17 protein-coding genes are annotated in these 21858 nt (G+C 70.8%); 6 read left to right on the top strand and 11 right to left on the bottom strand.

Features of this window, described 5'->3' with window-relative positions; all coding sequences use genetic code 11:
• The first annotated feature begins 72 nt into the window (after positions 1-72).
• Positions 73-1893, top strand: a complete 1821-nt coding sequence (locus tag ACH4TL_RS27955; protein ID WP_398321188.1) for an ABC transporter ATP-binding protein — start codon at positions 73-75, stop codon at positions 1891-1893.
• A gap of 19 nt (positions 1894-1912) precedes the next feature.
• Here ACH4TL_RS27955 and ACH4TL_RS27950 read toward each other — a convergent pair whose 3' ends face one another.
• The 10 genes from ACH4TL_RS27950 to ACH4TL_RS27905 form a co-directional block, all read right to left on the bottom strand.
• Positions 1913-3052 carry a CaiB/BaiF CoA transferase family protein gene (locus ACH4TL_RS27950; protein ID WP_398321191.1) on the bottom strand — a complete coding sequence of 380 codons (1140 nt, stop codon included), beginning with the start codon at positions 3050-3052 and terminating at the stop codon, positions 1913-1915.
• 96 nt (positions 3053-3148) lie between these two features.
• Entirely contained in the window at positions 3149-4117 is a 969-nt protein-coding gene (locus ACH4TL_RS27945) for an acetylxylan esterase (protein WP_398321194.1), read from the bottom strand.
• A 93-nt stretch (positions 4118-4210) separates the two neighbouring features.
• Positions 4211-5272: a LacI family DNA-binding transcriptional regulator gene (locus ACH4TL_RS27940; protein WP_398321197.1), complete on the bottom strand. Its 1062-nt coding sequence runs from the start codon at positions 5270-5272 to the stop codon at positions 4211-4213.
• A gap of 150 nt (positions 5273-5422) precedes the next feature.
• Positions 5423-6277, bottom strand: coding sequence for a hypothetical protein (locus tag ACH4TL_RS27935; protein WP_398321200.1), 855 nt, complete (start codon positions 6275-6277; stop codon positions 5423-5425).
• A 154-nt stretch (positions 6278-6431) separates the two neighbouring features.
• Positions 6432-7220, bottom strand: coding sequence for an amino acid ABC transporter ATP-binding protein (locus tag ACH4TL_RS27930; protein ID WP_398321203.1), 789 nt, complete (start codon positions 7218-7220; stop codon positions 6432-6434).
• A gap of 14 nt (positions 7221-7234) precedes the next feature.
• The gene (locus ACH4TL_RS27925; protein ID WP_398321206.1) at positions 7235-8020 is read right to left on the bottom strand and encodes an amino acid ABC transporter permease; all 786 of its coding nucleotides are present in this window, start codon (positions 8018-8020) and stop codon (positions 7235-7237) included.
• 3 nt (positions 8021-8023) lie between these two features.
• On the bottom strand, positions 8024-8818 hold the full coding sequence (locus tag ACH4TL_RS27920; RefSeq protein WP_398321209.1) for an ABC transporter substrate-binding protein: 795 nt from the start codon (positions 8816-8818) through the stop codon (positions 8024-8026).
• A 139-nt stretch (positions 8819-8957) separates the two neighbouring features.
• Positions 8958-9191 (bottom strand): hypothetical protein, encoded by a 234-nt coding sequence (locus ACH4TL_RS27915; protein WP_398321212.1) that lies wholly within the window; start codon positions 9189-9191, stop codon positions 8958-8960.
• Between the two features lie 132 nt (positions 9192-9323).
• Positions 9324-11255, bottom strand: a complete 1932-nt coding sequence (locus tag ACH4TL_RS27910; RefSeq protein WP_398321214.1) for a glycoside hydrolase family 127 protein — start codon at positions 11253-11255, stop codon at positions 9324-9326.
• Positions 11256-11400: 145 nt separating this feature from the next.
• On the bottom strand, positions 11401-12504 hold the full coding sequence (locus ACH4TL_RS27905; protein ID WP_398321217.1) for a MerR family transcriptional regulator: 1104 nt from the start codon (positions 12502-12504) through the stop codon (positions 11401-11403).
• Positions 12505-12760: 256 nt separating this feature from the next.
• Here ACH4TL_RS27905 and ACH4TL_RS27900 point away from each other — a divergent pair, with 256 nt between their 5' ends.
• The 5 genes from ACH4TL_RS27900 (at position 12761) to ACH4TL_RS27880 (ending at position 21011) form a co-directional block, all read left to right on the top strand.
• The gene (locus tag ACH4TL_RS27900) at positions 12761-13792 is read left to right on the top strand and encodes a hypothetical protein (protein ID WP_398321220.1); all 1032 of its coding nucleotides are present in this window, start codon (positions 12761-12763) and stop codon (positions 13790-13792) included.
• A 160-nt stretch (positions 13793-13952) separates the two neighbouring features.
• On the top strand, positions 13953-15836 hold the full coding sequence (locus tag ACH4TL_RS27895; protein WP_398321223.1) for a family 43 glycosylhydrolase: 1884 nt from the start codon (positions 13953-13955) through the stop codon (positions 15834-15836).
• Positions 15836-17266: an RICIN domain-containing protein gene (locus tag ACH4TL_RS27890; protein ID WP_398321226.1), complete on the top strand. Its 1431-nt coding sequence runs from the start codon at positions 15836-15838 to the stop codon at positions 17264-17266. Before ACH4TL_RS27895 ends, ACH4TL_RS27890 begins: the two co-directional genes overlap by 1 nt.
• Positions 17267-17384: 118 nt before the next feature.
• The gene (locus ACH4TL_RS27885; RefSeq protein WP_398321229.1) at positions 17385-19934 is read left to right on the top strand and encodes a beta-L-arabinofuranosidase domain-containing protein; all 2550 of its coding nucleotides are present in this window, start codon (positions 17385-17387) and stop codon (positions 19932-19934) included.
• Between the two features lie 69 nt (positions 19935-20003).
• Entirely contained in the window at positions 20004-21011 is a 1008-nt protein-coding gene (locus ACH4TL_RS27880; RefSeq protein ID WP_398321232.1) for an aldo/keto reductase, read from the top strand.
• Positions 21012-21077: 66 nt separating this feature from the next.
• Here the strand turns inward: ACH4TL_RS27880 and ACH4TL_RS27875 are convergent, their stop codons facing one another.
• Entirely contained in the window at positions 21078-21845 is a 768-nt protein-coding gene (locus ACH4TL_RS27875) for an enoyl-CoA hydratase-related protein (RefSeq protein ID WP_398321235.1), read from the bottom strand.
• Positions 21846-21858 lie beyond the last annotated feature (13 nt).

Genomic DNA, 21858 nt, shown 5'->3' with positions numbered 1-21858 from the left:
CATTCATTGTGAGTATAGGTAACAGTGAGCTATGCTCGGAAAGTCCGTACCGTCTGCCATCAGAAGGAGCCCATGCGTCACGACATATCGTCATGGACCCCAGCCACCCCCGAACCGGAGCGGCCCGCGCAGGTGCGGCGCATCCTCCGGCTCTTCCGTCCCTATCGCGGCCGCCTCGCCCTGGTCGGCCTGCTGGTCGCCGCCTCCGCGCTGGTCTCGGTCGCCTCGCCGTTCCTGCTCCGGGAGATCCTCGATGTCGCGATCCCCGGGCGGCGCACCGGTCTGCTGACCCTGCTGGCCCTCGGCATGATCGCGGCCGCCGTCGTCAACAGCGTCTTCGGCGTCCTCCAGACCCTCATCTCCACCACCGTCGGCCAGCGCGTCATGCACGATCTGCGCGCCGCCGTCTACGACCGGCTCCAGCGCATGCCGCTCGCCTTCTTCACCCGCACCCGCACCGGTGAGGTGCAGTCCCGGATCGCCAATGACATCGGCGGCATGCAGGCCACCGTCACCTCCACCGCGACCTCGCTGGTCTCCAACCTCACCAGCGTCGTGGCCACGGTCGTGGCGATGCTCGCCCTCGACTGGCGGCTGACCGTCGTCTCGCTGCTCCTGCTGCCGCTGTTCGTCTGGATCAGCCGCCGGGTCGGCAACGAGCGCAAGAAGATCACCTCGAATCGCCAGAAGCAGATGGCGGCCATGTCCGCGATGGTCACCGAGTCCCTGTCGGTGAGCGGAATCCTGCTCGGCCGCACCATGGGCCGCTCCGACTCGCTCACCCAGGAGTTCACCCGGGAGTCCGAGCGCCTGGTCGGTCTCGAAGTGCGGGCGAGCATGGCCGGGCGCTGGCGGATGTCCACCATCGGCGTCGTGATGGCCGCCATGCCCGCCGTCATCTACTGGGCCGCCGGAATCGCCCTCCAGACCGGGGGTCCGGCCGTCTCCATCGGCACCCTGGTCGCCTTCGTATCGCTCCAGCAGGGGCTGTTCCGGCCGACCGTCAGCCTGCTGTCCACCGGGGTGGACATGCAGACCTCCCTCGCCCTCTTCGCCCGCATCTTCGAATACCTCGACCTGCCGATCGACATCACCGAGCCCGCCCGGCCGGTGCGGCTGGAGACGGTGCGCGGCGAAGTCCGCTTCGACGGAGTCGACTTCGACTACGACGCCCGGGACCCGGCGCCGCCGCAGGGCACCCTGCGCGGCATCGACCTGACCATTCCGGCGGGCGGCAGCCTGGCCGTCGTCGGGTCGACCGGCTCCGGCAAGACGACCCTCAGCTATCTGGTGCCCCGGCTGTACGACGTGACCGGCGGCCGGGTGCTGATCGACGGGGTCGACGTGCGGGACCTCGACTTCGACAGCCTCGCCCGCGCGGTCGGCGTCGTCTCCCAGGAGACCTATCTCTTCCACGCCTCGATCGCCGACAACCTGCGCTTCGCCAAGCCCGACGCGACCGAGGCGGAGATCGTCGCGGCGGCCGAAGCCGCCCAGATCCACGACCACATCGCCGCCCTCCCCGACGGCTACGACACCCTGGTGGGGGAGCGGGGGTACCGCTTCTCCGGCGGCGAGAAGCAGCGGCTGGCCCTGGCCCGGACGATTCTGCGCGACCCGCCCGTCCTCATCCTCGACGAGGCCACCAGCGCCCTCGACACCCGCACCGAACGGGCGGTGCAGAAGGCCATCGACGGCCTCGCGGCCGGTCGCACCACCATCACCATCGCCCACCGGCTCTCCACGGTGCGCGACGCCGACCGGATCGTCGTCCTCGACGGCGGCCGCGTCGCCGAGCAGGGCACCCATGACGAACTGCTCGCCCTGGACGGCCGCTACGCCGCCCTGGTGCGGCGCGACGCCCAGCTGTCGCCCGTCGCCCCCGTGGCGTAAGGCCCCGGCCCCAGGGGCGTCAGGAGAACTCGGCGCGCACCGCCTCCGTGTGCTCGCCGAGCGCGGGCACCGGCCGCAGCGCCGCCTGACGCCCCGCCACCTCGACCGGCGGCAGCAGGCCGCGCAGCGGCCCGACCGGCGAGCCGAACTCGCCCCAGCGCTCCCGGGCGGCCAGCTGCGGATGCCCGGCCAGCCCCGCGACGTCCCGCAGCCGGGCATTGGCGATGCCCGCCGCGTCCAGCAGGGCCACCAGACCGTCGGCCGTATGGTCGGCGAAGGACCGCTCCAGCTCGGCCGTCAGCTCCTCGTCATGGGTGCGGCGCAGCGGATTGTCGGCGAAGCGCGGATCGCGGATCAGCTCCGGGCGGCCCACGACGCGTTCGCACAGGGCGATCCACTCGCGGTCGTTCTGCACGCTCAGGAACACCTGGGCGCCGTCGCCGCACGCGTAGGCCCCGTACGGGGAGATCGACGGGTGGCGGGCCCCGCTGCGCACCACCCCGCCTCCGCCGTAGGCCTGCGCGAAGTACGGGTGGCCCATCCACTCGCCCAGCGCGTCGAGGAGGCTGACGCTCACGTCCGTCCCCGTGCCGGTGCGCTCCCGCTCGTACAGCGCGGTGAGGATGCCGGTGTACGCGTACATCCCGCCCGCGATGTCGGCGATCGAGATCCCCGGCCGGGCGGGCTCCTCGGGGCTGCCGGTGATCGACAGCAGTCCCGCCTCGCACTGGACGAGCAGGTCGTACGCCTTCTTGTCCCGGTACGGCCCGCGGTCCCCGTAGCCGGTGATCGCGCAGTTGATCAGGCGCGGATACGCGGCCCGCAGCGCGTCCGCCGAGAGTCCGAGCCGGTCCACCGCGCCGGGGCCGAAGTTGTGCACGAACACGTCGGCACGGGCCAGGAGCCGATCGAGCAGGGCCCGGTCCGTGGCGTCCTTCACATCGAGGACGACGCTCTCCTTGCCGCGGTTGACCCAGACGAAGTACGCCGACATGCCCTTGACCTCACGGTCGTACTCCCGGGCGAAGTCGCCCCGCCCCGGCCGCTCCACCTTGATGACCCGCGCGCCGAGGTCGGCGAGCTGGCGGGTGGCGAACGGGGCGGCGACGGCCTGTTCGAGGGCGACGACGGTGATGCCGTCCAGGGGCTGTGCGGGCATGGGCGACTCCTTCGGTACGGGTAGCCCCTGTCTTCCCCGCGGTGAGCGGCCTCGATACACCGCTCACCGCGCCGGGTTCCGCCGGACGGCCCCGGCTCAGCCGAGCAGCGTCCGCAGGTAGGCGATCTGCTCGGCCTGCTGGTGGGTGCCGCCGCCCTCGTGACCGTTGAAGGACCACACCTTCAGCTCCTTCTCGCCCGCGTAGTGGTGGTACGCGGCGAAACCGCACGAGGTCGGGGTGACCGGGTCGCGCAGGGCGGTCGAGAAGAGCGCGGGCGCGGTGGCCCGGGCCGCGAAGTTGAGGCCGTCGAAGTGGTCGAGGGTCGCGAAGACCCGCTCGGCGAGATCGCGCTGACCGGCGCAGAAGCGGACCAGTTCGCCGTACGGTTCCGCGTCGGTGATCTCGACGGCCCGCCGGATGTGCGTCATGAACGGCACGTCCACCAGCGCCGCGGTCAGATCCGGCACCAGCCCGGCCGCCGCCAGGGCCATGCCGCCGCCCTGGCTGCCGCCGCTGACGACGATCCGCGCGGGGTCGACCAGCGGATGCGCGCGGGCGGCCTCCACCGCGCGCACGGCGTCGGTGTAGAGCCGCCGGTAGTAGTAGTCGTCCGGGGAGAGGATCCCCTGGGTCATCTTGCCCGGCGCCTCGGGTCCGGTGCCGCCGGCCGGATCGGGGGTGGCGCCGTGGGAGTGCTGGCCCCAGCCCTGCCCCCGGGTGTCCATGACGAAGACCGCGTAGCCCACCGACGGCCACAGCAGCCAGTTGTGCGGCAGCGCCCGGCCGCCGCTGTAGCCGATGTACTGCACCACGCACGGCAGCGGGCCCTCGGCCTCGCGCGGGGCCAGCAGCCAGCCGCGTATCCGGTGCCCGCCGAACCCGGAGAACTCGACGTCGTAGGTGTGCAGCCGGGCCAGGCCCGCGTCGGTCTCGGTGAAGACCGCGTCGAGGTCCTTGGTGCGGGCCTCGGCGAGGGTGCGATCCCAGAACGCGTCGAAGCCGTCCGGCTCGGGCAGCGGAGGCCGGTACGTGCGCAGCTGGTCCAGGGGCAGATCGACGAACACGGGGCGAAGACCTCCGGAGAATCGGTACGGCGACGGCCAGGGGCGACGTGGAAGGAGTGATGTGCGGACGCTGGTGATCGTTCGGATATCCGATCAGTGTTCGACTTCTCGGTCAAGAGGAAAACGGGCCGGGGGAGCGGTGCTGGAGCGGACGACCAGCCGGGTGGACAGCTCGGTCCGCATCCCCTCCGGGGTCTCACCCGCCCTCAGCCGCAGCAGGGTGCGCAGCGCCGTCGCCGCCATCTCCGACAGCGGCTGACGGACCGTGGTGAGCGCCGGGGTGGTCCAGCGGGCCTGTGGCAGATCGTCGAAGCCCACCACGCTGACGTCCTCCGGCACCCGCAACCCCCGCTCCCGCAGCGCCCGGTAGACGCCGAGCGCCATCGGATCGGAGCACGCGAACACCGCCGTCGGCGGCTCGGGCAGCTCCAGCAGCTCCGTCATCGCCTGGTACGCGCCCGCCTCCCGGAAGTCGCCGTGGCGTACGTACGAAGGCGGCACCCGCAGCCCGGCCGTGGCCATCGCCGAGCGGAACCCGGCCACCCGCGCCCCGCTGCACACCTTCCGCCGGTACCCGCCGATCACTGCGATCCGCCGGTGCCCGAGACCGACCAGATGCTCGGTCGCGCTCACCCCGCCCTGCCAGTCGGCGGCGCCCACGGACGGCACGCCCGGCGGCGGCACAGGGCCGGGGTCGATCAGCACGAACGGGACCCGGTGCTCATCGAGCCAGGCGTACTGGGTGGGCGTCAGCTCCGCGAGATGGAACAGCACCCCTGAACTGCCCCGGGCGCACAGCTTGTCCAGCCAGCCGCGCTCGGGCCGCCCGTCGCGGGTGCGCGGCAGCCCGGCCGACACCACCACCTCTAGACCCGCGTCGTGCGCCGCCGCCTCCACACCGTGCAGCACCGCGCCCGACCACGCGCCGTCCAGCGAGTGCACGACCAGATCGACCAGGGCGGCCGGCCGGGGCGTCTCCGGGCGCGGTTTGCGGACGTACCCCAGGCGGTCCAGGACCTCGCTGACCCGGCGGCGGGTGTCGGGCGCGACATCCTCGCGGCCGTTGACCACCTTCGACGCGGTCGGCACCGATACGCCGGCCTCGCGGGCGATGACCGCCAGCGTCGGCCCCGTCGACCCCGGGGAACGCGCCATCGAGATACCCCTTCCCGAACCCGCCCAAGCGCGACACCGACCGGGCAGAAACCGGTTACTACAGTAAGGCCGCCTCAACTCCGACGGGAAGACCCGGGAATTGAGGCGGCAGCGGTCCGGCACCGCGCCGGACCCTTCACCCCGTGCCGGTCAGAGGCCGTAGCGGTTCTTCAGATGGCGCCAGAAGTCCCGGTACATCCACTTGTCGAACTCGGTGATGCGGTCGGCGGATCCCGCCTTCATGAGGAAGCCGCCCACACCGGTCGGGGTCCAGTCGTAGAAGTCGTCCAGACCGTAGGTGTGGCCGATCTCGTGCAGCAGGATGTGGATGTTGTCCTGGTTCACCGCGCCCACCATGTACTCACTGGCGATGCGCTGCCCCCAGTCGCCGCCCGCGCCGCCGCCGAAGCCCTTGGTGAGCCACAGCGACTGGTCGTAGTGGCGCGCCGCGCCACCGGGGCACTTGGAGTAGTTGCCGTCCTGGTGGAAGAAGCGGCCGCAGTCCGGGGCGCACTGCGGGGCGCCGCCGCCGTCCAGGCCGGTGTAGATGTCGACCGAGTTGTCGTTCCACTGGAGCGTGGAGCGGTTCTTGACCGCCCAGCCGACGATCTTGACCGGGACATCCTGGTACGGGAAGTTCTCGAATCCCGCGACCTGGTCGATCCACTTCTTCGACTGGCGCTTCAGCGCGGTGTGGATCTGGTCGCGCAGCTGCGCCGTCACCGGCTGGTCGGATTCCCAGCGGACGCAGTAGTTCAGGCTGCCCTTGTTGGCCATCACCTGATCCCAGCCGTAGTTCTTGAAGCCGTACAGGTCGGGATAGGTGGACTCGACGTGCTTCCATACCTCGTTCAGCGGCTGGACGAGGTTGCCCGGCGGGTTCCAGGTGTCCGACGCGCCCGTCCCGGCGGCGTCGGCGGGTGCGGTGAATCCGATGAGGGACAGCGCCGCGGCCGCGGTGGCGGTCAGGAGGGCGCGTAATCCGCGGAGTCTTCGTGCGGGCATGGCGGCTCGCTTCCGTGTGGGGAACGGGAGCGGGCGGCGCACCGCCGGGGAGTGGCCGTACGGGGACGCCGCCCGCACCCTCCAGTGGCCCCAGGTCCCCGGAAGGTTGCCGCCCCTCCCCGGATGCGCGCGGACTGACAAACCGCCGCACGCTTCAGCGTCCGGTACGGGCGTCCTGCGGACCGTTGTCCGGAACCTCCCCCACCCGGGCCGCGGCCGGGTCCAGCACCCGGGTGAGGAACGCCCGGGTCCGCGGATGCCGCGGTGCGGCCACCACCTGTTCCGGACCGCCCTCCTCCACGATCACCCCGTCGTCCATGAACACCACCCGGTCGGCGACCTCCCGCGCGAAGCTCATCTCGTGGGTGACGACCAGCATCGTCATCCCCTCGTCGGCCAGCGCCCGCATGACCGCGAGCACGTCACCGACCAGCTCCGGATCGAGGGCCGAGGTCGGCTCGTCGAACAGCATCAGCTCCGGATCCATCGACAGCGCCCGCGCGATCGCCACCCGCTGCTGCTGCCCGCCCGACAGCTGCGCCGGATACGCGGACTCCTTGTCCGTCAGGCCCACCCGGCGCAGCGTGTCCCGGCCGATCCGCACCGCCTCGGCCTTGTCGCGGCGCAGCACCCGCCGCTGCGCGATGGTCAGGTTCTCCAGCGCCGTCAGATGGGGGAACAGGTTGAACGCCTGGAACACCATGCCGATCCGCCGCCGCACCCGGTCGATGTCCACATCCGGGTCGGTGACCTCGGCCCCGTCCACGGTCACCGAGCCCGATGCCGGCTCCTCCAGCAGGTTCACACAGCGCAGCAGCGTCGACTTGCCCGAGCCGGACGGGCCGATGACGCAGACCACCTCACCCCGCTCCACGTCGAGGTCGATGCCCTTCAGCACCTCAAGAGCGCCGAAGGACTTGTGCAGGCCCCGGATCCGGATCACGGCCACACCTCACCTCACCTCGCCTTCGCGGTACGGGCCTCGAGCCACCGGACCAGCTGGCCGAGCGGCACGGTGATGAGCAGGTAGCACAGCCCGGCGACCAGGATCGGGGTCAGGCTGCGGTGCTGATTGAGCGCGTCCCGGCCGAACTTGGACAGCTCGTACTGGTCGAGGGAGAGCCCGAGCAGATAGACCAGGGACGAGTCCTTGGTCAGCAGGATCAGTTCGTTGGTCAGCGGCGGCAGCACGATCCGGAACGCCTGCGGGATGATGATCGAGACCATCGCCCGGCCGTGGGACATGCCGAGCGAACGCGCCGCCTCCATCTGCCCCTTGGGCACGGCCCGGATGCCCGCGCGGATCGTCTCCGCCATGTACGCGGCCCCGACCAGGCCGAGCGCCAGCATCACCGTGACATACCGGTCCAGCGCCACCTGGAACGCGAGCGGCACCCCGAAGCCGAGCGCGATGAACACCAGCAGCGCCGGAACGCCGCGGAAGAACTCGATGTACGCCACCGACAGCCAGCGGTACGGAGGCACCTGCGAGAGCCGCATCAACGCGAGCACGAGCCCGGCCACGAGCCCGAACCCGAAGCCGAGCAGGGTGTAGACGACGGTGTTGAGCAGGGCGGTGGTGATGATGTCGGGGAACAGGGACCGGGCGACGTCCGCGTCGAAGAACGCGCGGCGCAGCTCACCCCAGTCCGCGGCCAGGACGACGGTGAGCAGCACGGCGGCGAGCACGGCGTACTGCACCGTCCGCACCGCCCGGGCCCGTTGCCGACGGGTCATGGCCATGGCTCACTTCCTGGGTGCGGTGCCGAACCAGGTGCGGTAGATCCTGTCGTAGCGGCCGTCCGCCCTCGCCTTCCGGAGCACTTGGTCGATCTTCTTGCGCAGGGCGTCGTTGCCGGTGCGGACGGCGATGCCGTACTTCTCCCCGGTGGGGAACTCGGCCGTCACCTCGGTGTCCGGGTTGTCCTTGGCGAAGTCGTACAGCACCCCGTTGTCATTGATGCCCGCCGCGACCTGGCCGGTCTTGACCGCGGACACCAGCAGCCCGAGGTCCTCGAACTGGACCAGGGTGGCGCCCACGGCCCGCTTCTGGGCGTAGGTCTCCCCGGTGGTCCCCTGCTGGACCGCCAGCCGCTTGCCCTTGAGGTCGCGAAGGGTCCGGTAGGGCTTGCCCTTCCGGGTGAGCAGCGCCTGGGTGGCCTCGAAGTACGGGCGGGAGAAGTCCAGGTTCTTCTCGCGGACGTCCGTGATCGTCATCCCGGCCGCGGCGACGTCGCAGGTGCCGCTGTTGAGGTCCTCACCGGACTGGATGCCCTCGAAGGGCGTGTCCACGATCTCCTGCTTCACCTTCAGCTCCGAGGCGACCAGATCGACCAGATCCACGTCGAAGCCGACGATCTTCTTGCCCTGCCGGGCCTGGAAGGGCGGATAGGGCAGATGGGTGCAGGTGGTCAGCTTGCCGGATTTCACCAGGCTGATGCCCTTGCCGCCGGAGTCCGACGGCTTGGTGCTGGTGCAGCCGATGAGCAGGGCGGCGGCTGTGGCGATGGCTAAGGCGGGCAGCGCGGAGCGAGCGGACACGGCACCTCCGGGACGTGGTGGGCGAGCGACCCCACGGGACACATGATCAGTGCGTAGGCCCGCATCCTGCCACTCTGTGTGCCGACTTGACCCCGCCGTGTGCGTTGCGAGCGCATAACGGCCGGGGGCCGGAGGTCCGCTAACGCCGCCGGCGCCGCCTGCGGCGGCGCTTGCTCCAGAACCAGCCCGCCGGTGGCTCGTCGGCTCGCCAGGGCTGGGGCTCGGGCGCACCGCGCCGCCGCCAGCGCGCGGTCAGCATGCGGGTGCGCGCGGCGGGCTCGGTGACCTCGGCGTCCCGGACGAAGTCCTCGTCGAGCACGACGTCGTCCCAGTCGTCCGCCTCGTCCCCCTGGTCTGTGGAGCCGGTGCTCACGGGGCACCTCCCGTCCGCCGGTGTGCCGCTCGGGCACGAAAGCGTGTTCCTGGAGCGAGGAACGCGCGGGACGCCCGCCGAGTTCCGGTGGGCGCCGCGCAAAGGCGCGCCGCCGACGTGAGAAGCGGGGAATTACGTGGGGATCCAGACGCGCATCGGCCCGGCCTCCCGGTTCGCCCAGGCGTAATAGGGGATCGCGGTGATGCGCACCGGGTCGCCCACGCCCCCGACGCCGCCCCCGGCGCCCGGGTACGGCCACCAGCCGTCGGCCGGGGCCGCCCGGCGCAGCGCCCGGGCCATGATCACGGTCACTCCGCCGAGCAGCTGCGGCCGGTGCTCGGCGACCAGTTCGGTGCCGGTGTCGAGGGCGAGGCCGTCCAGCCGCAGCCCGGCGGGCTGATCCGGCTGCTCCAGGCAGTACACCAGCGGTCCGTGCTCGATCGCGGCGCAGCCGCGCACCGCGTCCACCCGTGGATCGGGGCGGGTCAGCCGGGGCGCCAGCGGCAGGGTCAGGACCACGGTCTCGCCCGGCCGCCAGCGGCGCCGCAGCCGCAGCCAGCCCCGCTCCGCGCGCGCAGTCACCGGCACCCCGCCGACCGTCGCCTCGTAGCGGTCGGCCCAGTGCGGGATGCGCAGCGACAGCGTCCAGTCGGCGTCGCCGGGCGCCTCGTCCACGACCACCGCGATCCGGCCTTCCCAGGGGTAGCCGGTGCCCACCCGCACCGCCCCGCCGCCCGCCGCGTACACCCCCGACGCGTACTGGTGCAGCTGGAGGCCCCCGGCGTCACCGCTCGCCATGTAGTGCGGCAGCGAGGCCAGCAGCCGCATCGCGTTGGGCGGGCAGCAGGCGCAGCGGAACCAGGGCGTCCGCCGCGCCTCCTGGTCGCCGTGGGTCTCCGTACGGCCGTCCCGGACCTGGAGCGGATTCACATACAGCCAGCGCTGCCCGTCCAGCGAGACTCCGGAAGCGAAGCCGTTGAACAGGGTCCGCTCGATCAGATCGCTGTAGCGGGCGTCCCCCGTGAGCAGCGCCATCCGCCAGCTGAACTGGATGGAGGCGATGGCCGCGCAGGTCTCCGCGTACGCCCGGTCCGGCGGCAGCTCGTACGCGTCCCCGAAGGACTCCAGATCGTGCCGGGAGCCCACCCCGCCGGTCAGATGGGTCTTGGTGGTTGCCATGTCCTCCCACAGCCGCACCAGCGCCTCCCGCAGCCCCCGGTCGTCGGTCTCGGCCGCCAGGTCCGCGGCCCCGGCCAGCAGATAGAGCTGGCGCACCGCATGCCCGGCGACCGACCGCGCGTCCCGCACCCCGACGTGGTCCTGCCAGTAGGGCGCCCCAGGGCGCGGGCCCGCACCGCCCTCCGGCGGGCCGTCGCCCAGGGTGCCCGCACCGCGCCGGTCCACGAAGTACCCGGCCAGCGCGAGATAGCGCCGCTCGCCGGTCTCCCGGTACAGCTCGACCAGCGCCGTCTCGATCTCCGGATGCCCGCACACCGCGTCCACGGCCTTGCCCGGGCCGAAGACCGCGTCGATGTGATCGGCGAACCGCACCGCCACCTCGAGCAGTCCGCTCCCGCCGGTGGCCCGCCGGTGCGCGACGGCGGCCTGGATGAGGTGGCCCGCGCAGTACAGCTCATGTCCCCAGTGCAGCTCCGACCACCGCCGGGCGCCGGGCCCGGCCTGGTAGTACGTCTGGAGATAGCCGTCCGCGTCCTGGGCGCCCGCCACCAGGACCGCCAGCCGCGCCACCTGTCCGGCCAGCTCCGCGGCGGCCGGACCGCCGGGCTCCTCGGCGAGCTGCCAGGACGCGGCCTCCAGCCACTTGTGCACATCGGAGTCCTGGAACGGGAAGTCCCCCGTGAACCCCTCCCCGGCCCTCCCCGCCGCGGCCCGCAGATTGGCCAGATTGCCCGCCTCCTCCAGCCTCCCCGGCCCCTGCGGAACGCTGACCTCGGCGTTGACGCGCCGTCTCGCGGCCCAGAACCCGCCGGTGATCCGGGCCAGCACGGGCGGCCGGAGAGCGGTGTGCGCATCCTGGGAGAGCCGGATCGGTCCTACGGACATCTGCCTACCCCTTACCCCGTACGTTCCGTGGTGCCATGCCTTCCACGCCTGGCGAGCAGGAACGCGCCAGGTGGCCTATTCCACTGCACTTCGGCGCCGGAGTCAGGAGGGAAGACCGTGGTCCGTGCGGGGAGATCACGGAACGTCAGGCGGCGGGCAGCTGCGCCCCGTCCACCACATCGGCCACGCCGCACGTGACGTTGTCGGGCCCGCCCGCGTGGTTGGCGAGGGCGATGAGTTCCCGCGCCGCCTCCCCGGGATCGGCCACCGAGCCCAGCACGCGGCGGATCTCCTCCGCGGCCACCACCCGGCTGAGCCCGTCCGAGCACAGCAGATACCGGTCACCCGCCAGGGCATCCCGCAGCGTCAGATCCGGCTCGAACGCCGACCCGCCGCCCATGGCCCGCAGCAGCAGCGCCCGCCCGGGGTGCGACGCGGCCTCCACCACGGAGATGCGCCCCTCGTCGATCAGTGACTGCACCACGGTGTGGTCATGGGTGATCTGGAACAGCTCGCCTTCGCGCAGCAGATACGCCCGTGAATCGCCGATGTGCACCAGACCCAGCCGGGACCCCGACCACACCATCGCCGTCAGCGTCGTCCCGACGTCGCGCAGCGCGGGGTCGGACGCGGCCAGTTCGCACACCGAGGCGTGCGCCCGGCGTGCCGCGTCCTCCAGGGCGCTGAGCAGTTCGGCCCCCGGGACCTCGGACTCCAGCGGCTTGAGCGCCTCGATCGCGGCCTCGCTCGCCTGACGGCCGCCGCCGAAGCCGTCGGCGACGGCGAGCAGCCGCGGACCGGCGTACCCGGAGTCCTCGTTGCTCTTCCGGACCGTGCCCTGGTCGGAGAGCACCGCGTAGCGGACTCCCAGGGTGCCGTGGGCGGAAGGGGTGCTGTGGGCAGAAGGCATGACGACGTCCTTTCCGGACAGTTGGTCGACGAGGAAGGCGGCCAGCTCGCGCCGGGCCGCCGTGTCGGCCTCGACCTGCGCCCAGTACGTCCGGACCTCCCGCGCCGCCGCGCCCGGGTCCAGCTCGCACACGGTACGGATCCGGGCCAGCGGCATCCCCAGCCGCCGCAGCCAGGCCACCAGCCGGGCCCGCTCCAGCTGCGCCGGGTCGTAGAGGCGGTAGCCGGAGTGCGGGTCGACGCGGGCGGGCGTCAGCAGCCCGAGTTCGTCGTACAGGCGCAGCGCCTTGGGGGACAGCCGCGATGCCCTCGCGAACGCGCCGATCGTCAGCAGACCCATGGTCGCCCTCCTCGCGCCGGGCACGTCGCCCGGCCACCACGATGCTGGAGCTTTCCCCAGGGAGAAGGTCAACCAAGGTCAATGAAGACCAACGAAGGTCAATCAGAAAGCATCTTCACACCCATATATCTCACTCCTTTATATTTATCGGTCATATACTTTCATTCATCCTTCTTCAGGTATTCGTTGTGATTAGCGCGGGAACTGACGGGACATCCGCACAGACTCGTGGCATCCACGAGGTGAGGGAGGACCCATGTCCGTTTCCACCACGCCCGGAACCGTGTGGGGCACCTGGATCAATCTGCAAGGCGGCATCCACTCCGAGCCCGCGCCCGTGGCCCAGGCCGACGACCGGATCCAAGTCTTCATCCGGGGCGGGTCGAACGTCCTGTGGAGCAGACTCGAAACCCGCGACGGGGGATGGGGGGCCTGGCAGCAGTACCCGGGCCTGGCCATCGACGGTATCCCCGCCCCGATCCGCGGGAAGGACGGCAAGGTGCGGGTCTTCTACCGCACCCCGGGCAACGACCTGCAAGTCATCGCCCAGACCTCCATCAACTCCGGGTACGGCGTGCCCCAGACGCTGGCCACCGGCATCGGGGACGACCCGGCCGCGGCACTCGGCGCCGACGGCCGCATCTACGTGTTCTTCCCCGGCACCGACAACGCCCTGTGGTACCTGCGCAACCAGGACCTCCAGTACGAGACGTACACCACCGCGACCTCGCTCGGCGGCGCCATCTTCGCCACGCCCTCGCCCATCCTCGACGGGGGAGGGCGGATCGTGGTGGCGGTCAAGGGCAGCGGCGAGACGCTCTACACCATCCAGCAGCAGACCGAGAACTCCACCACCTGGGAGCCCTTCTCGCTCAACGCCCCCAACGTGACCAGCCGTCCCTCGGTGTGCCTGGACGCGGCGGGCCGGGTGCAGATCTTCTTCCGGGGTGTCGACGGCTCCGTCCGGCTCGTCGGGCAGACCGACGACTACGACTCGTTCAACCCCGCCGTGAGCCTGGGCGCCCAGATCGTGTGGCGGCCCACCTGCGGCCTCGGCCAGGACGGCCGGGTCAACGTGTTCATCAAGGCTACGGACAACGCCCTGTGGGTCGCCGTCCAGCAAACGGAGAACGGCGCCACCTACACCGGCTTCCAGTCCCTCGGCGGGGTCATCGGCTCCGCCGGTATCAGCGTCCCCATCGCCAACGAGGAGAACCTGCTCTACGTGTTCCTCCAGGGCAACGGGGTCGCCAGGGATCTCTGGCTCCAGCGCCAGACGTTCGTCTGAGGGGCATCGCGGGGGCTCCACGGTTTTCGAAACTTTCGCACCTGCCTCAGGGGCTGTCGGAAGTCATCAGAACCCTTAATCTCCGAACAAATTCGATCAGTGAGTGATTGATCGACGGAGATCGCGGGAGCCCCCGCATGCCCACAGCAGGAGAGCGACGATGAGCCGCAGCGACGGACAGCCCAGCCGCAGACGGGTTCTGATGGGTGCCCTGGCCCTGGGGACGGCCGTGGGAACCCCCGGCCTCGCCGAGGCCGCCACCCCCGCCGCGCGGGAGGCCGCCGCCAGGGCCGCCCGGTACGTCAATCCGCTGGTCCGCAACCGCGCCGATCCGCACATCGTCAAGCACACCGACGGCTACTACTACTTCACCGCCACCGCCCCGGAGTACGACCGCATCATCCTGCGCCGCTCCAGAACCCTGGCGGGCCTGGCCGCCGCGTCCGAGTCGGTGATCTGGAAGAAGCACACCAGCGGCGACATGGGCGCCCACATCTGGGCCCCGGAGATCCACTTCATCGACGGAAAGTGGTACGTCTACTTCGCGTCCGCGCCCGCGAACGACGTCTGGAAGATCCGGATGTGGGTGCTGGAGAACGCGAGCGCCAACCCCTTCACCGGGACCTGGACCGAGAAGGGCCGTATCGCCACCCCGATCGACTCGTTCTCCCTGGACGCCTCCACCTTCGTCCACCGTGGCACCCGCTATCTGATCTGGGCGCAGAGCAACCCGGACGTCGGCAACAACTCCAGCATCTACATCGCCAGGATGGCCAACCCCTGGACCATCACCGGGCCACAGGTGGAGATCTCCCGTCCCACCTACGACTGGGAGACCCGCGGCTACAAGGTCAACGAGGGCCCGTCCGTCCTCCAGAAGAACGGACGGCTCTTCCTCACCTACTCCGCCAGCGCCACCGACGCCAACTACTGCATGGGGCTGCTCACCGCGTCCGCCGACAGCGACCCGCTGGCCGCGGCCTCCTGGAAGAAGAGCCCCCAGCCGGTCTTCACCAGCAACGACACCACCAAGCAGTACGGCCCGGGCCACAACTCGTTCACCGTCGCCGAGGACGGCCGCACCGATGTCCTCGTCTACCACGCCCGCCAGTACAAGGACATCACCGGCGACCCGCTCAACGACCCCAACCGGCACACCCGCGTCCAGAAGCTCGGCTGGAAGGCGGACGGCACCCCCGACTTCGGCGTCCCCGTGGCCGACGGCCCCGCCCCGGACACCAAGGCCACCACCCGCTACACCATGACCGCGTTCACCAACAGCAGCGAATCCAACATGTACGTGTACGAGTCGCCCGACGCGCTCACCTACACGCTGCTCAAGGGACCGGCGTTCACCCCGCCCGCGGAACTGATCCGCGACCCCAGCATCATCAAGCACACCGACGGCTACTACTACATCGTCTACACCGCCAACTGGACCGGGAACACCATCGGGTTCGCGCGCAGCCGGGACCGGGTCAACTGGACCTTCGTGCGCAACCACACCCTGCCGCTCGCCGGGGTCGAACGCACCTGGGCGCCCGAGTTCTTCGTCGACGAGGGTGGCAGCGTCAACATCATCGTGTCGCTCGACACCACCGCCACCCCTGACTACATCTTCCGGCCGCACCTGCTCACCGCCACCAACCCCTCGCTGTCGTCCTGGACCACCCCCAAGCCGCTCACCGGCCTGGACAAGGCGAACTACATCGACACCTTCGTGGTCCGCCACGGCGGGCAGTACCACGCCTTCACCAAGCAGGAGACGACGAAGTACATCGAGTACGCGACCGCCAGCAGCCTCGGCGGCCCGTACACCCTGCGCGGCACCGGTGACTGGGCGGGCTGGGGCAGCTGGCGCGAGGGACCGGCGCTGGTGCCTTTGGCAGGCGGCGGCTGGCGGATCTACTTCGACGGCTACGCCGAGAAGAAGTACTACTACAGCGACAGCCTCGACGGTTTCCGGACCTGGACGCCGATCCGGGAGCTGCCCCGGCTCTCCGGCTTCGCCCGCCACTTCACCGTCCTGAAGGAGAGCGTGTGATGCGCGGGCGCCTGTGGGTCCTCGTCGTGGCCGCCGTCCTCGGGCTGCTGGCCCCGCTGGCGGGCGCCGGTACGGCGCAGGCGGCCCCCGCCACCGTCGTCAACGCCACGCAGTTCACCACCACATCGGGAGAGGCGGTGCACGCCCACGGCGGCGGGGTCCTCAAAGTCGGCGCGTACTACTACTGGTTCGGGGAGAACCGCAACGCGGACAACACCTTCCGCTATGTGTCCGCCTACCGCTCCACGGACCTCAAGAGCTGGGAGTTCCGCCGCCACGTCCTCACCCAGGCCACCGATCCCGAGCTGGCCACCGCCAACATCGAACGGCCCAAGGTCCTGTACAACGAGCGGACCAAGCAGTTCGTGATGTGGATGCACAAGGAGAACGGCAGCGACTACAGCGAGGCGCGCGCGGCCGTCGCCACCTCCGCCACCGTCGACGGCGACTACACCTGGCGGGGCAGCTTCCGCCCGCTGGGCCAGCACATGTCCCGTGACATCACCCTGTTCAAGGACAGCGACGGCACCGGCTACATGATCTCGGCCGCCCGGGAGAACTACGACCTCCAGATCTACCGGCTGACCGACGACTACACCTCGGTGGCGAGCCTGGTGGCCAACCCCTGGCCCGGCGGCCACCGTGAGGCCCCGGCGCTGTTCAAGCGCGGCAACGTGTACTTCATGCTGACCTCCGGCGCCACCGGCTGGAGCCCCAACCAGCAGCAGTACGCCACCGCCACCAGCCTGGCCGGTCCCTGGAGCGCGATGCGCAACGTGGGCGACGCCACCGCGTACGGCTCGCAGACCGCGTACGTCCTGCCGGTGCAGGGCGCCCGGACGACCTCGTACCTGTATCTGGGCGACCGCTGGGGCAACTCCTTCGGCGGCAAGGTCAACGACTCGCGCTATGTGTGGCTGCCGCTGGCCTTCCCCTCCGCCACCACCATGACCATGGACTGGTATCCGCAGCTGACCATCGACACCGCGGAGGGCACCGTGACCGGCTCCGGCGGCCCGTACGCCACGCTGAAGGCCCGGCACAGCGGCAAGTGTGCCGACATCCTCTCCGCCGCGCAGACCGATGGCGCCGCGGCCGTGCAGTACACCTGCAACGGCGGCGGCAACCAGCTGTTCTGGTCCAGGAGCACCGGCGGCGGCTACGTCCAGCTGATCGCCCGGCACAGCTCGCAGTGCCTGACCGTGTCCGGCGGCTCCACCGCCGACGGCGCGGCCATCGTCCAGTCGGCCTGCGGCACGGGCACCGACCAGCAGTGGCAGATCACCGACACCGGCGGCGGCTATGTCCGGCTCACCGCCCGTTCCAGCGGCAAGTGCCTGGACGTGTCCGACTCTTCCACGGCGGACAAGGCCGCCGTCATCCAGTGGAGCTGTACGGGCGGCGCCAACCAGCAGTGGCAGCGCGGCTGAACGCCCTCGCGGCCCGGGGCTGTCGACGGGGCTGTTGACATCCCCGGACGCGGCGGTAGCTTCCGTTGCGCACGATGTCGGACATTGTTCGTAATTTCGAACCCCTGCGAGGGAAGTCATGAACGAACCAGTCGACAGACGGCACTTCATCGCCACCACCGCCTCCGGGGCCGCGGCCGTGATGCTCAGCGCGGCCGCGGGGGGCACCGCGGCGGCGGCCACGCCCGCCGCCGCCCCGTCCGCGGCCCCGCGCGCGCCCCGCGCGCTGACCAGCGTCCGGCCCTTCCCGCTCACCGCCGTGACCCTGCTCCCCGGCGCCTTCAAGGACAACCAGTCCCGCAACTCCGCCTATCTGCGCTTCGTCGACATCGACCGGCTGCTGCACACCTTCCGCCTCAACGTCGGCATCGCCAGCAGCGCCCGGCCCTGCGGCGGCTGGGAGAGCCCGACCACCGAACTGCGCGGCCACAGCACCGGCCATCTGCTGTCCGGCCTCGCCCTGACCTACGCCAACACCGGCGAGGCCGCCCTGCTCGACAAGAGCCGCAAGCTCGTCTCCGCCCTCGCCGCCTGCCAGGCGAAATCCCCGGCAGCCGGTTATCGGACGGGCTATCTGTCGGCGTTCCCGGAGAACTTCTTCGACCGGCTGGAGGCCGGTACGGGGGTGTGGGCCCCGTACTACACCATCCACAAGATCATGGCCGGGCTCGTCGACCAGTACCGGCTCGCGGGCAACGCCGAGGCCCTGGAGACCGTGCTGCGCCAGGCCGCCTGGGTCGACACCCGCACCGGACGGCTCTCGTACGACCAGATGCAGCGCGTCCTCCAGACCGAGTACGGCGGCATGAACGACGTCCTCGCCGATCTGCACGCGATCACCGGCGACAGCCGGTGGCTGAAGGTCGCCGAGCGCTTCACCCACGCCCGCGTCTTCGACCCGCTCGCCCGGAACGAGGACCAGCTCGCCGGACTCCACGCCAACACCCAGATCCCCAAGATGGTCGGCGCCCTGCGGCTGTGGGAGGAGGGTCTCGACAGCCGCTACCGCACCATCGGTGAGAACTTCTGGAAGATCGTCACCGATCACCACACGTACGTCATCGGCGGCAACAGCAACGGCGAGGCCTTCCACGAACCGGACGCCATCGCCGCCCAGCTCTCCGGGAGCTGCTGCGAGAACTGCAACAGCTACAACATGCTCAAGCTCACCCGGCTGATGCACTTCCACGCGCCCGAGCGCACCGATCTGCTCGACTACTACGAGCGCACCCTGTTCAACCAGATGCTCGGCGAACAGGACCCCGACTCGGCCCACGGCTTCAACATCTACTACACCGGCCTCGCCCCGGGCTCCTTCAAGCAGCAGCCCTCCTTCATGGGCACCGACCCGAACCAGTACTCCACCGACTACGACAACTTCTCCTGCGACCACGGCAGCGGCATGGAGACCCACGCCAAGTTCGCCGACACCATCTACACCTACGGCGACCGCAGCCTCCTGGTGAACCTCTTCATCCCCTCCGAGCTGCGCTGGCAGGAGAAGGGCATCACCTGGCGCCAGACCACCGGCTTCCCCGACCAGCAGACCACCACCCTCACCGTCAGCTCCGGCGCGGCCTCCCTGGAACTGCGCGTGCGCATCCCCTCCTGGGCTTCCGGGGCGCGCGCCACGCTCAACGGCGCCACCCTCCCCGACCGGCCCGCCCCCGGCAGCTGGCTGATCATCGACCGGCAGTGGAAGACCGGCGACCGGGTCGAGGTGACCCTGCCGATGAAACTGCGGTTCGACCCCACCCCCGACGACCCCGACATCCGGGCCGCGCTGTACGGGCCGGTCGTGCTGGCCGGGGCGTACGGCGACCGCACCGGCATGACCATGCCGCGCCTCACGCAGGACTCGGTGGTGCAGCAGGCCACCAGCCCGATGCGCTTCACCGCCACCGCGGACGGGCAGAGCGTCACACTGCTGCCCGTGGCCCGCGTCCACCACCAGCACTACAACGTGTACTGGGTCACCGGGCAGCCGCCCACCCCGCCGCCCGCCTTCGCCGCCTGGCACCGCTTCGACGAGACCTCCGGCGCCACCGCCGCCGACGCCACCGGCCGCGGCAAGACCGCCCGGCTCACCGGCGGCGCCACCTGGAGCTCCGGGCGGACCGGCGGCGGCGTCGCGCTGAACGGCAACGACGGCTGTGTGACCCTCGCCGACGACCTCCTCGCGGGCGCCACCGCGTACACGATCGCCACCTGGGTCCGGCTGGACGGCACCCCCGCCACCTGGACCCGGATCTTCGACATCGGCACCGGCGTCACCGCCAACATGTTCCTCACCCCGGTCGCCGACTCCGGCAAGCTGCGCTTCGCCATCACCGCGGGCGGCGGCGGCGCCGAACAGCGCATCGAGGCCGCCCCGCTGCCCACCGGCCAGTGGACCCATGTCGCCGTCGCCTACGGCGGCGGCACCGCCGTCCTCTACGTCGGCGGACGCGAGGCGGGCCGCAACACCCGCGTCACCGTCGAGCCAGCCGACTTCGGCAACCACATCCGCGCCGCCTACCTCGGCAAGTCGCAGTACCCGGACCCGTACCTCAAGGCCGCGTTCGACGACTTCCGCGTGTACGGCCGGACACTCAGCGCGAATGAGGTCGCCACCCTGGCCGAAAGCTGACAAGCTCGGGCGGGCGGGCCACGGTCCGCCCGCCCCCCGAACCGACCGGCATGGACAAGGACGACGTACATGGCCCACCTCGCGGCGGAGAACCGCTACGACTCCATGCAGTACCAGCGCTGCGGGCGCAGCGGTGTGCTGCTGCCGAAGGTCTCGCTCGGCCTGTGGCACAACTTCGGCGACACCCATCCGCTCGAGACCCAGCGCGCCGTACTGCGCCGCGCCTTCGACCTCGGTGTCACCCACATCGACCTGGCCAACAACTACGGCCCCCCGCCCGGCAGCGCCGAGACCAACTTCGGCTCGGTCTTCGCCCAGGACCTCCGCCCCTACCGCGACGAGCTGTTCATCGCCAGCAAGGCCGGATATCTGATGTGGCCCGGCCCGTACGGTGAGTGGGGCTCGCGCAAATACATGCTGTCCAGCCTCGACCAGTCGCTGACCCGCATGGGCCTGGACTACGTCGACGTGTTCTACTCCCACCGCTTCGACCCGGACACCCCGCTCGAAGAGACGATGGGCGCGCTCGACAGCGCCGTACGCCAGGGCAAGGCCCTCTACGCCGGGCTGTCGAACTACCCGCCGGAGGCCATCACGGAGGCGGCCGCGATCCTCAAGGAGCTGCGCACCCCGTACCTGATCAACCAGCATCCGTACTCGATGCTCCAGCGCGGGGTCGAGGGCGGAGTGCTGGAGGCGTCCGCCCAGGCAGGTGCCGGTGTCATCGCCTTCTCGCCGCTCGCCCAGGGCCAGCTCACCGACCGCTATCTCAACGGTGTGCCGTCCGACTCCCGCATGGCGCTCGGCCACTTCCTCAAGCGCGACGCGCTCACCGAGGAGCGCCTGACACTGCTGCACGCCCTCAACAAGATCGCCGGGGAGCGCGGCCAGACCCTCGCCCAGCTGGCGCTCGCCTGGGTGCTGCGCGACCCGCGGGTGGTCTCCGTGCTGATCGGCGCGAGCAGCGTCGCCCAGCTGGAGCAGAACATCGCCGTCCTGGACTCGCCCGGCTTCAGCGACGACGAGCTGGCCGAGATCGACCGGCTCTCCGCCGAGGCGGGCGTCGAGATTCCGTGATCTGGCTCCCGCGTCCCCGCTCCCGGCCATCCGGCACCGGGAGCGGGGACGCGGCGGGCGCTTACGTCAGCGGCCGGTGAAGCGCGGGGCGCGCTTCTCACGGAACGCGGCCATGCCCTCCGACTGGTCCTCGGTGGCGAACAGCGCGTGGAAGGAGCGCCGTTCGAACAGCAGCCCCTCGCGCAGCCCCACCTCCAGCGCCCGCTCCACCGCCTCGCGTGCCGCCATGACGGCCGGTTTGCCGTACGAGGCGACGGTCGCGGCCACGGCCGCCGCCTCCGCCATCAGCCGGTCGTCGGGGACCACCCGGGAGACCAGCCCGGCGCGCTCCGCCTCCTGCGCGCCCATGGTGCGCCCGGTCAGGATCAGGTCCATCGCCTTGGCCTTTCCGACCAGTCTTGTCAGCCGCTGGGTGCCGCCGATGCCCGGCATCACGCCCAGCTTGATCTCCGGCTGACCGAAGGTGGCCGATTCTCCGGCCAGGACGATGTCGCACATCATCGCCAGCTCGCAGCCGCCGCCCAGCGCGTAGCCGGACACCGCCGCGATCTTGGGGGTGCGCAGCGCGGCGAAGGCGTCCCAGCCCGCGAAGTAGTCCTCGGTGAACATCTCCACGGAGGTCTTCGGCGCCATCTCCTTGATGTCGGCGCCCGCCGCGAACGCCCGCTCCGAGCCGCGGATCACCAGGCAGCCGGTCCCGGGATCGCGGTCCAGCGGCCGCAGCGCCTCGACCAGTTCGGCCAGCAGCCCGCTGCTGAGCGCGTTGAGCACCTCGGGGCGGTGAAGCGTCACGGTGACGACGCGGTCATGGCGTTCGATCTTGATGAAGTTCACGGTGTCTCCCTTT

It is taken from the genome of Streptomyces sp. NPDC021115, from assembly GCF_044333065.1.
Lineage (GTDB): Bacteria > Actinomycetota > Actinomycetes > Streptomycetales > Streptomycetaceae > Streptomyces.
The sequence above is the reverse complement of the archived record's forward strand: the minus strand, read 5'-3'. Positions and strand labels throughout refer to the sequence as shown.

Bases quoted from the DNA above. Each gene is read 5' to 3' on its own strand.
- ACH4TL_RS27955 (WP_398321188.1), top strand. From the start codon at position 73: ATGCGTCACGACATATCGTCATGGACCCCAGCCACCCCCGAACCGGAG.
- ACH4TL_RS27950 (WP_398321191.1), bottom strand. From the start codon at position 3,052: ATGCCCGCACAGCCCCTGGACGGCATCACCGTCGTCGCCCTCGAACAG.
- ACH4TL_RS27940 (WP_398321197.1), bottom strand. From the start codon at position 5,272: ATGGCGCGTTCCCCGGGGTCGACGGGGCCGACGCTGGCGGTCATCGCC.
- ACH4TL_RS27935 (WP_398321200.1), bottom strand. From the start codon at position 6,277: ATGCCCGCACGAAGACTCCGCGGATTACGCGCCCTCCTGACCGCCACC.
- ACH4TL_RS27925 (WP_398321206.1), bottom strand. From the start codon at position 8,020: ATGGCCATGACCCGTCGGCAACGGGCCCGGGCGGTGCGGACGGTGCAG.
- ACH4TL_RS27910 (WP_398321214.1), bottom strand. From the start codon at position 11,255: ATGTCCGTAGGACCGATCCGGCTCTCCCAGGATGCGCACACCGCTCTC.
- ACH4TL_RS27905 (WP_398321217.1), bottom strand. From the start codon at position 12,504: ATGGGTCTGCTGACGATCGGCGCGTTCGCGAGGGCATCGCGGCTGTCC.
- ACH4TL_RS27900 (WP_398321220.1), top strand. From the start codon at position 12,761: ATGTCCGTTTCCACCACGCCCGGAACCGTGTGGGGCACCTGGATCAAT.
- ACH4TL_RS27895 (WP_398321223.1), top strand. From the start codon at position 13,953: ATGAGCCGCAGCGACGGACAGCCCAGCCGCAGACGGGTTCTGATGGGT.
- ACH4TL_RS27890 (WP_398321226.1), top strand. From the start codon at position 15,836: ATGCGCGGGCGCCTGTGGGTCCTCGTCGTGGCCGCCGTCCTCGGGCTG.
- ACH4TL_RS27885 (WP_398321229.1), top strand. From the start codon at position 17,385: ATGAACGAACCAGTCGACAGACGGCACTTCATCGCCACCACCGCCTCC.
- ACH4TL_RS27880 (WP_398321232.1), top strand. From the start codon at position 20,004: ATGGCCCACCTCGCGGCGGAGAACCGCTACGACTCCATGCAGTACCAG.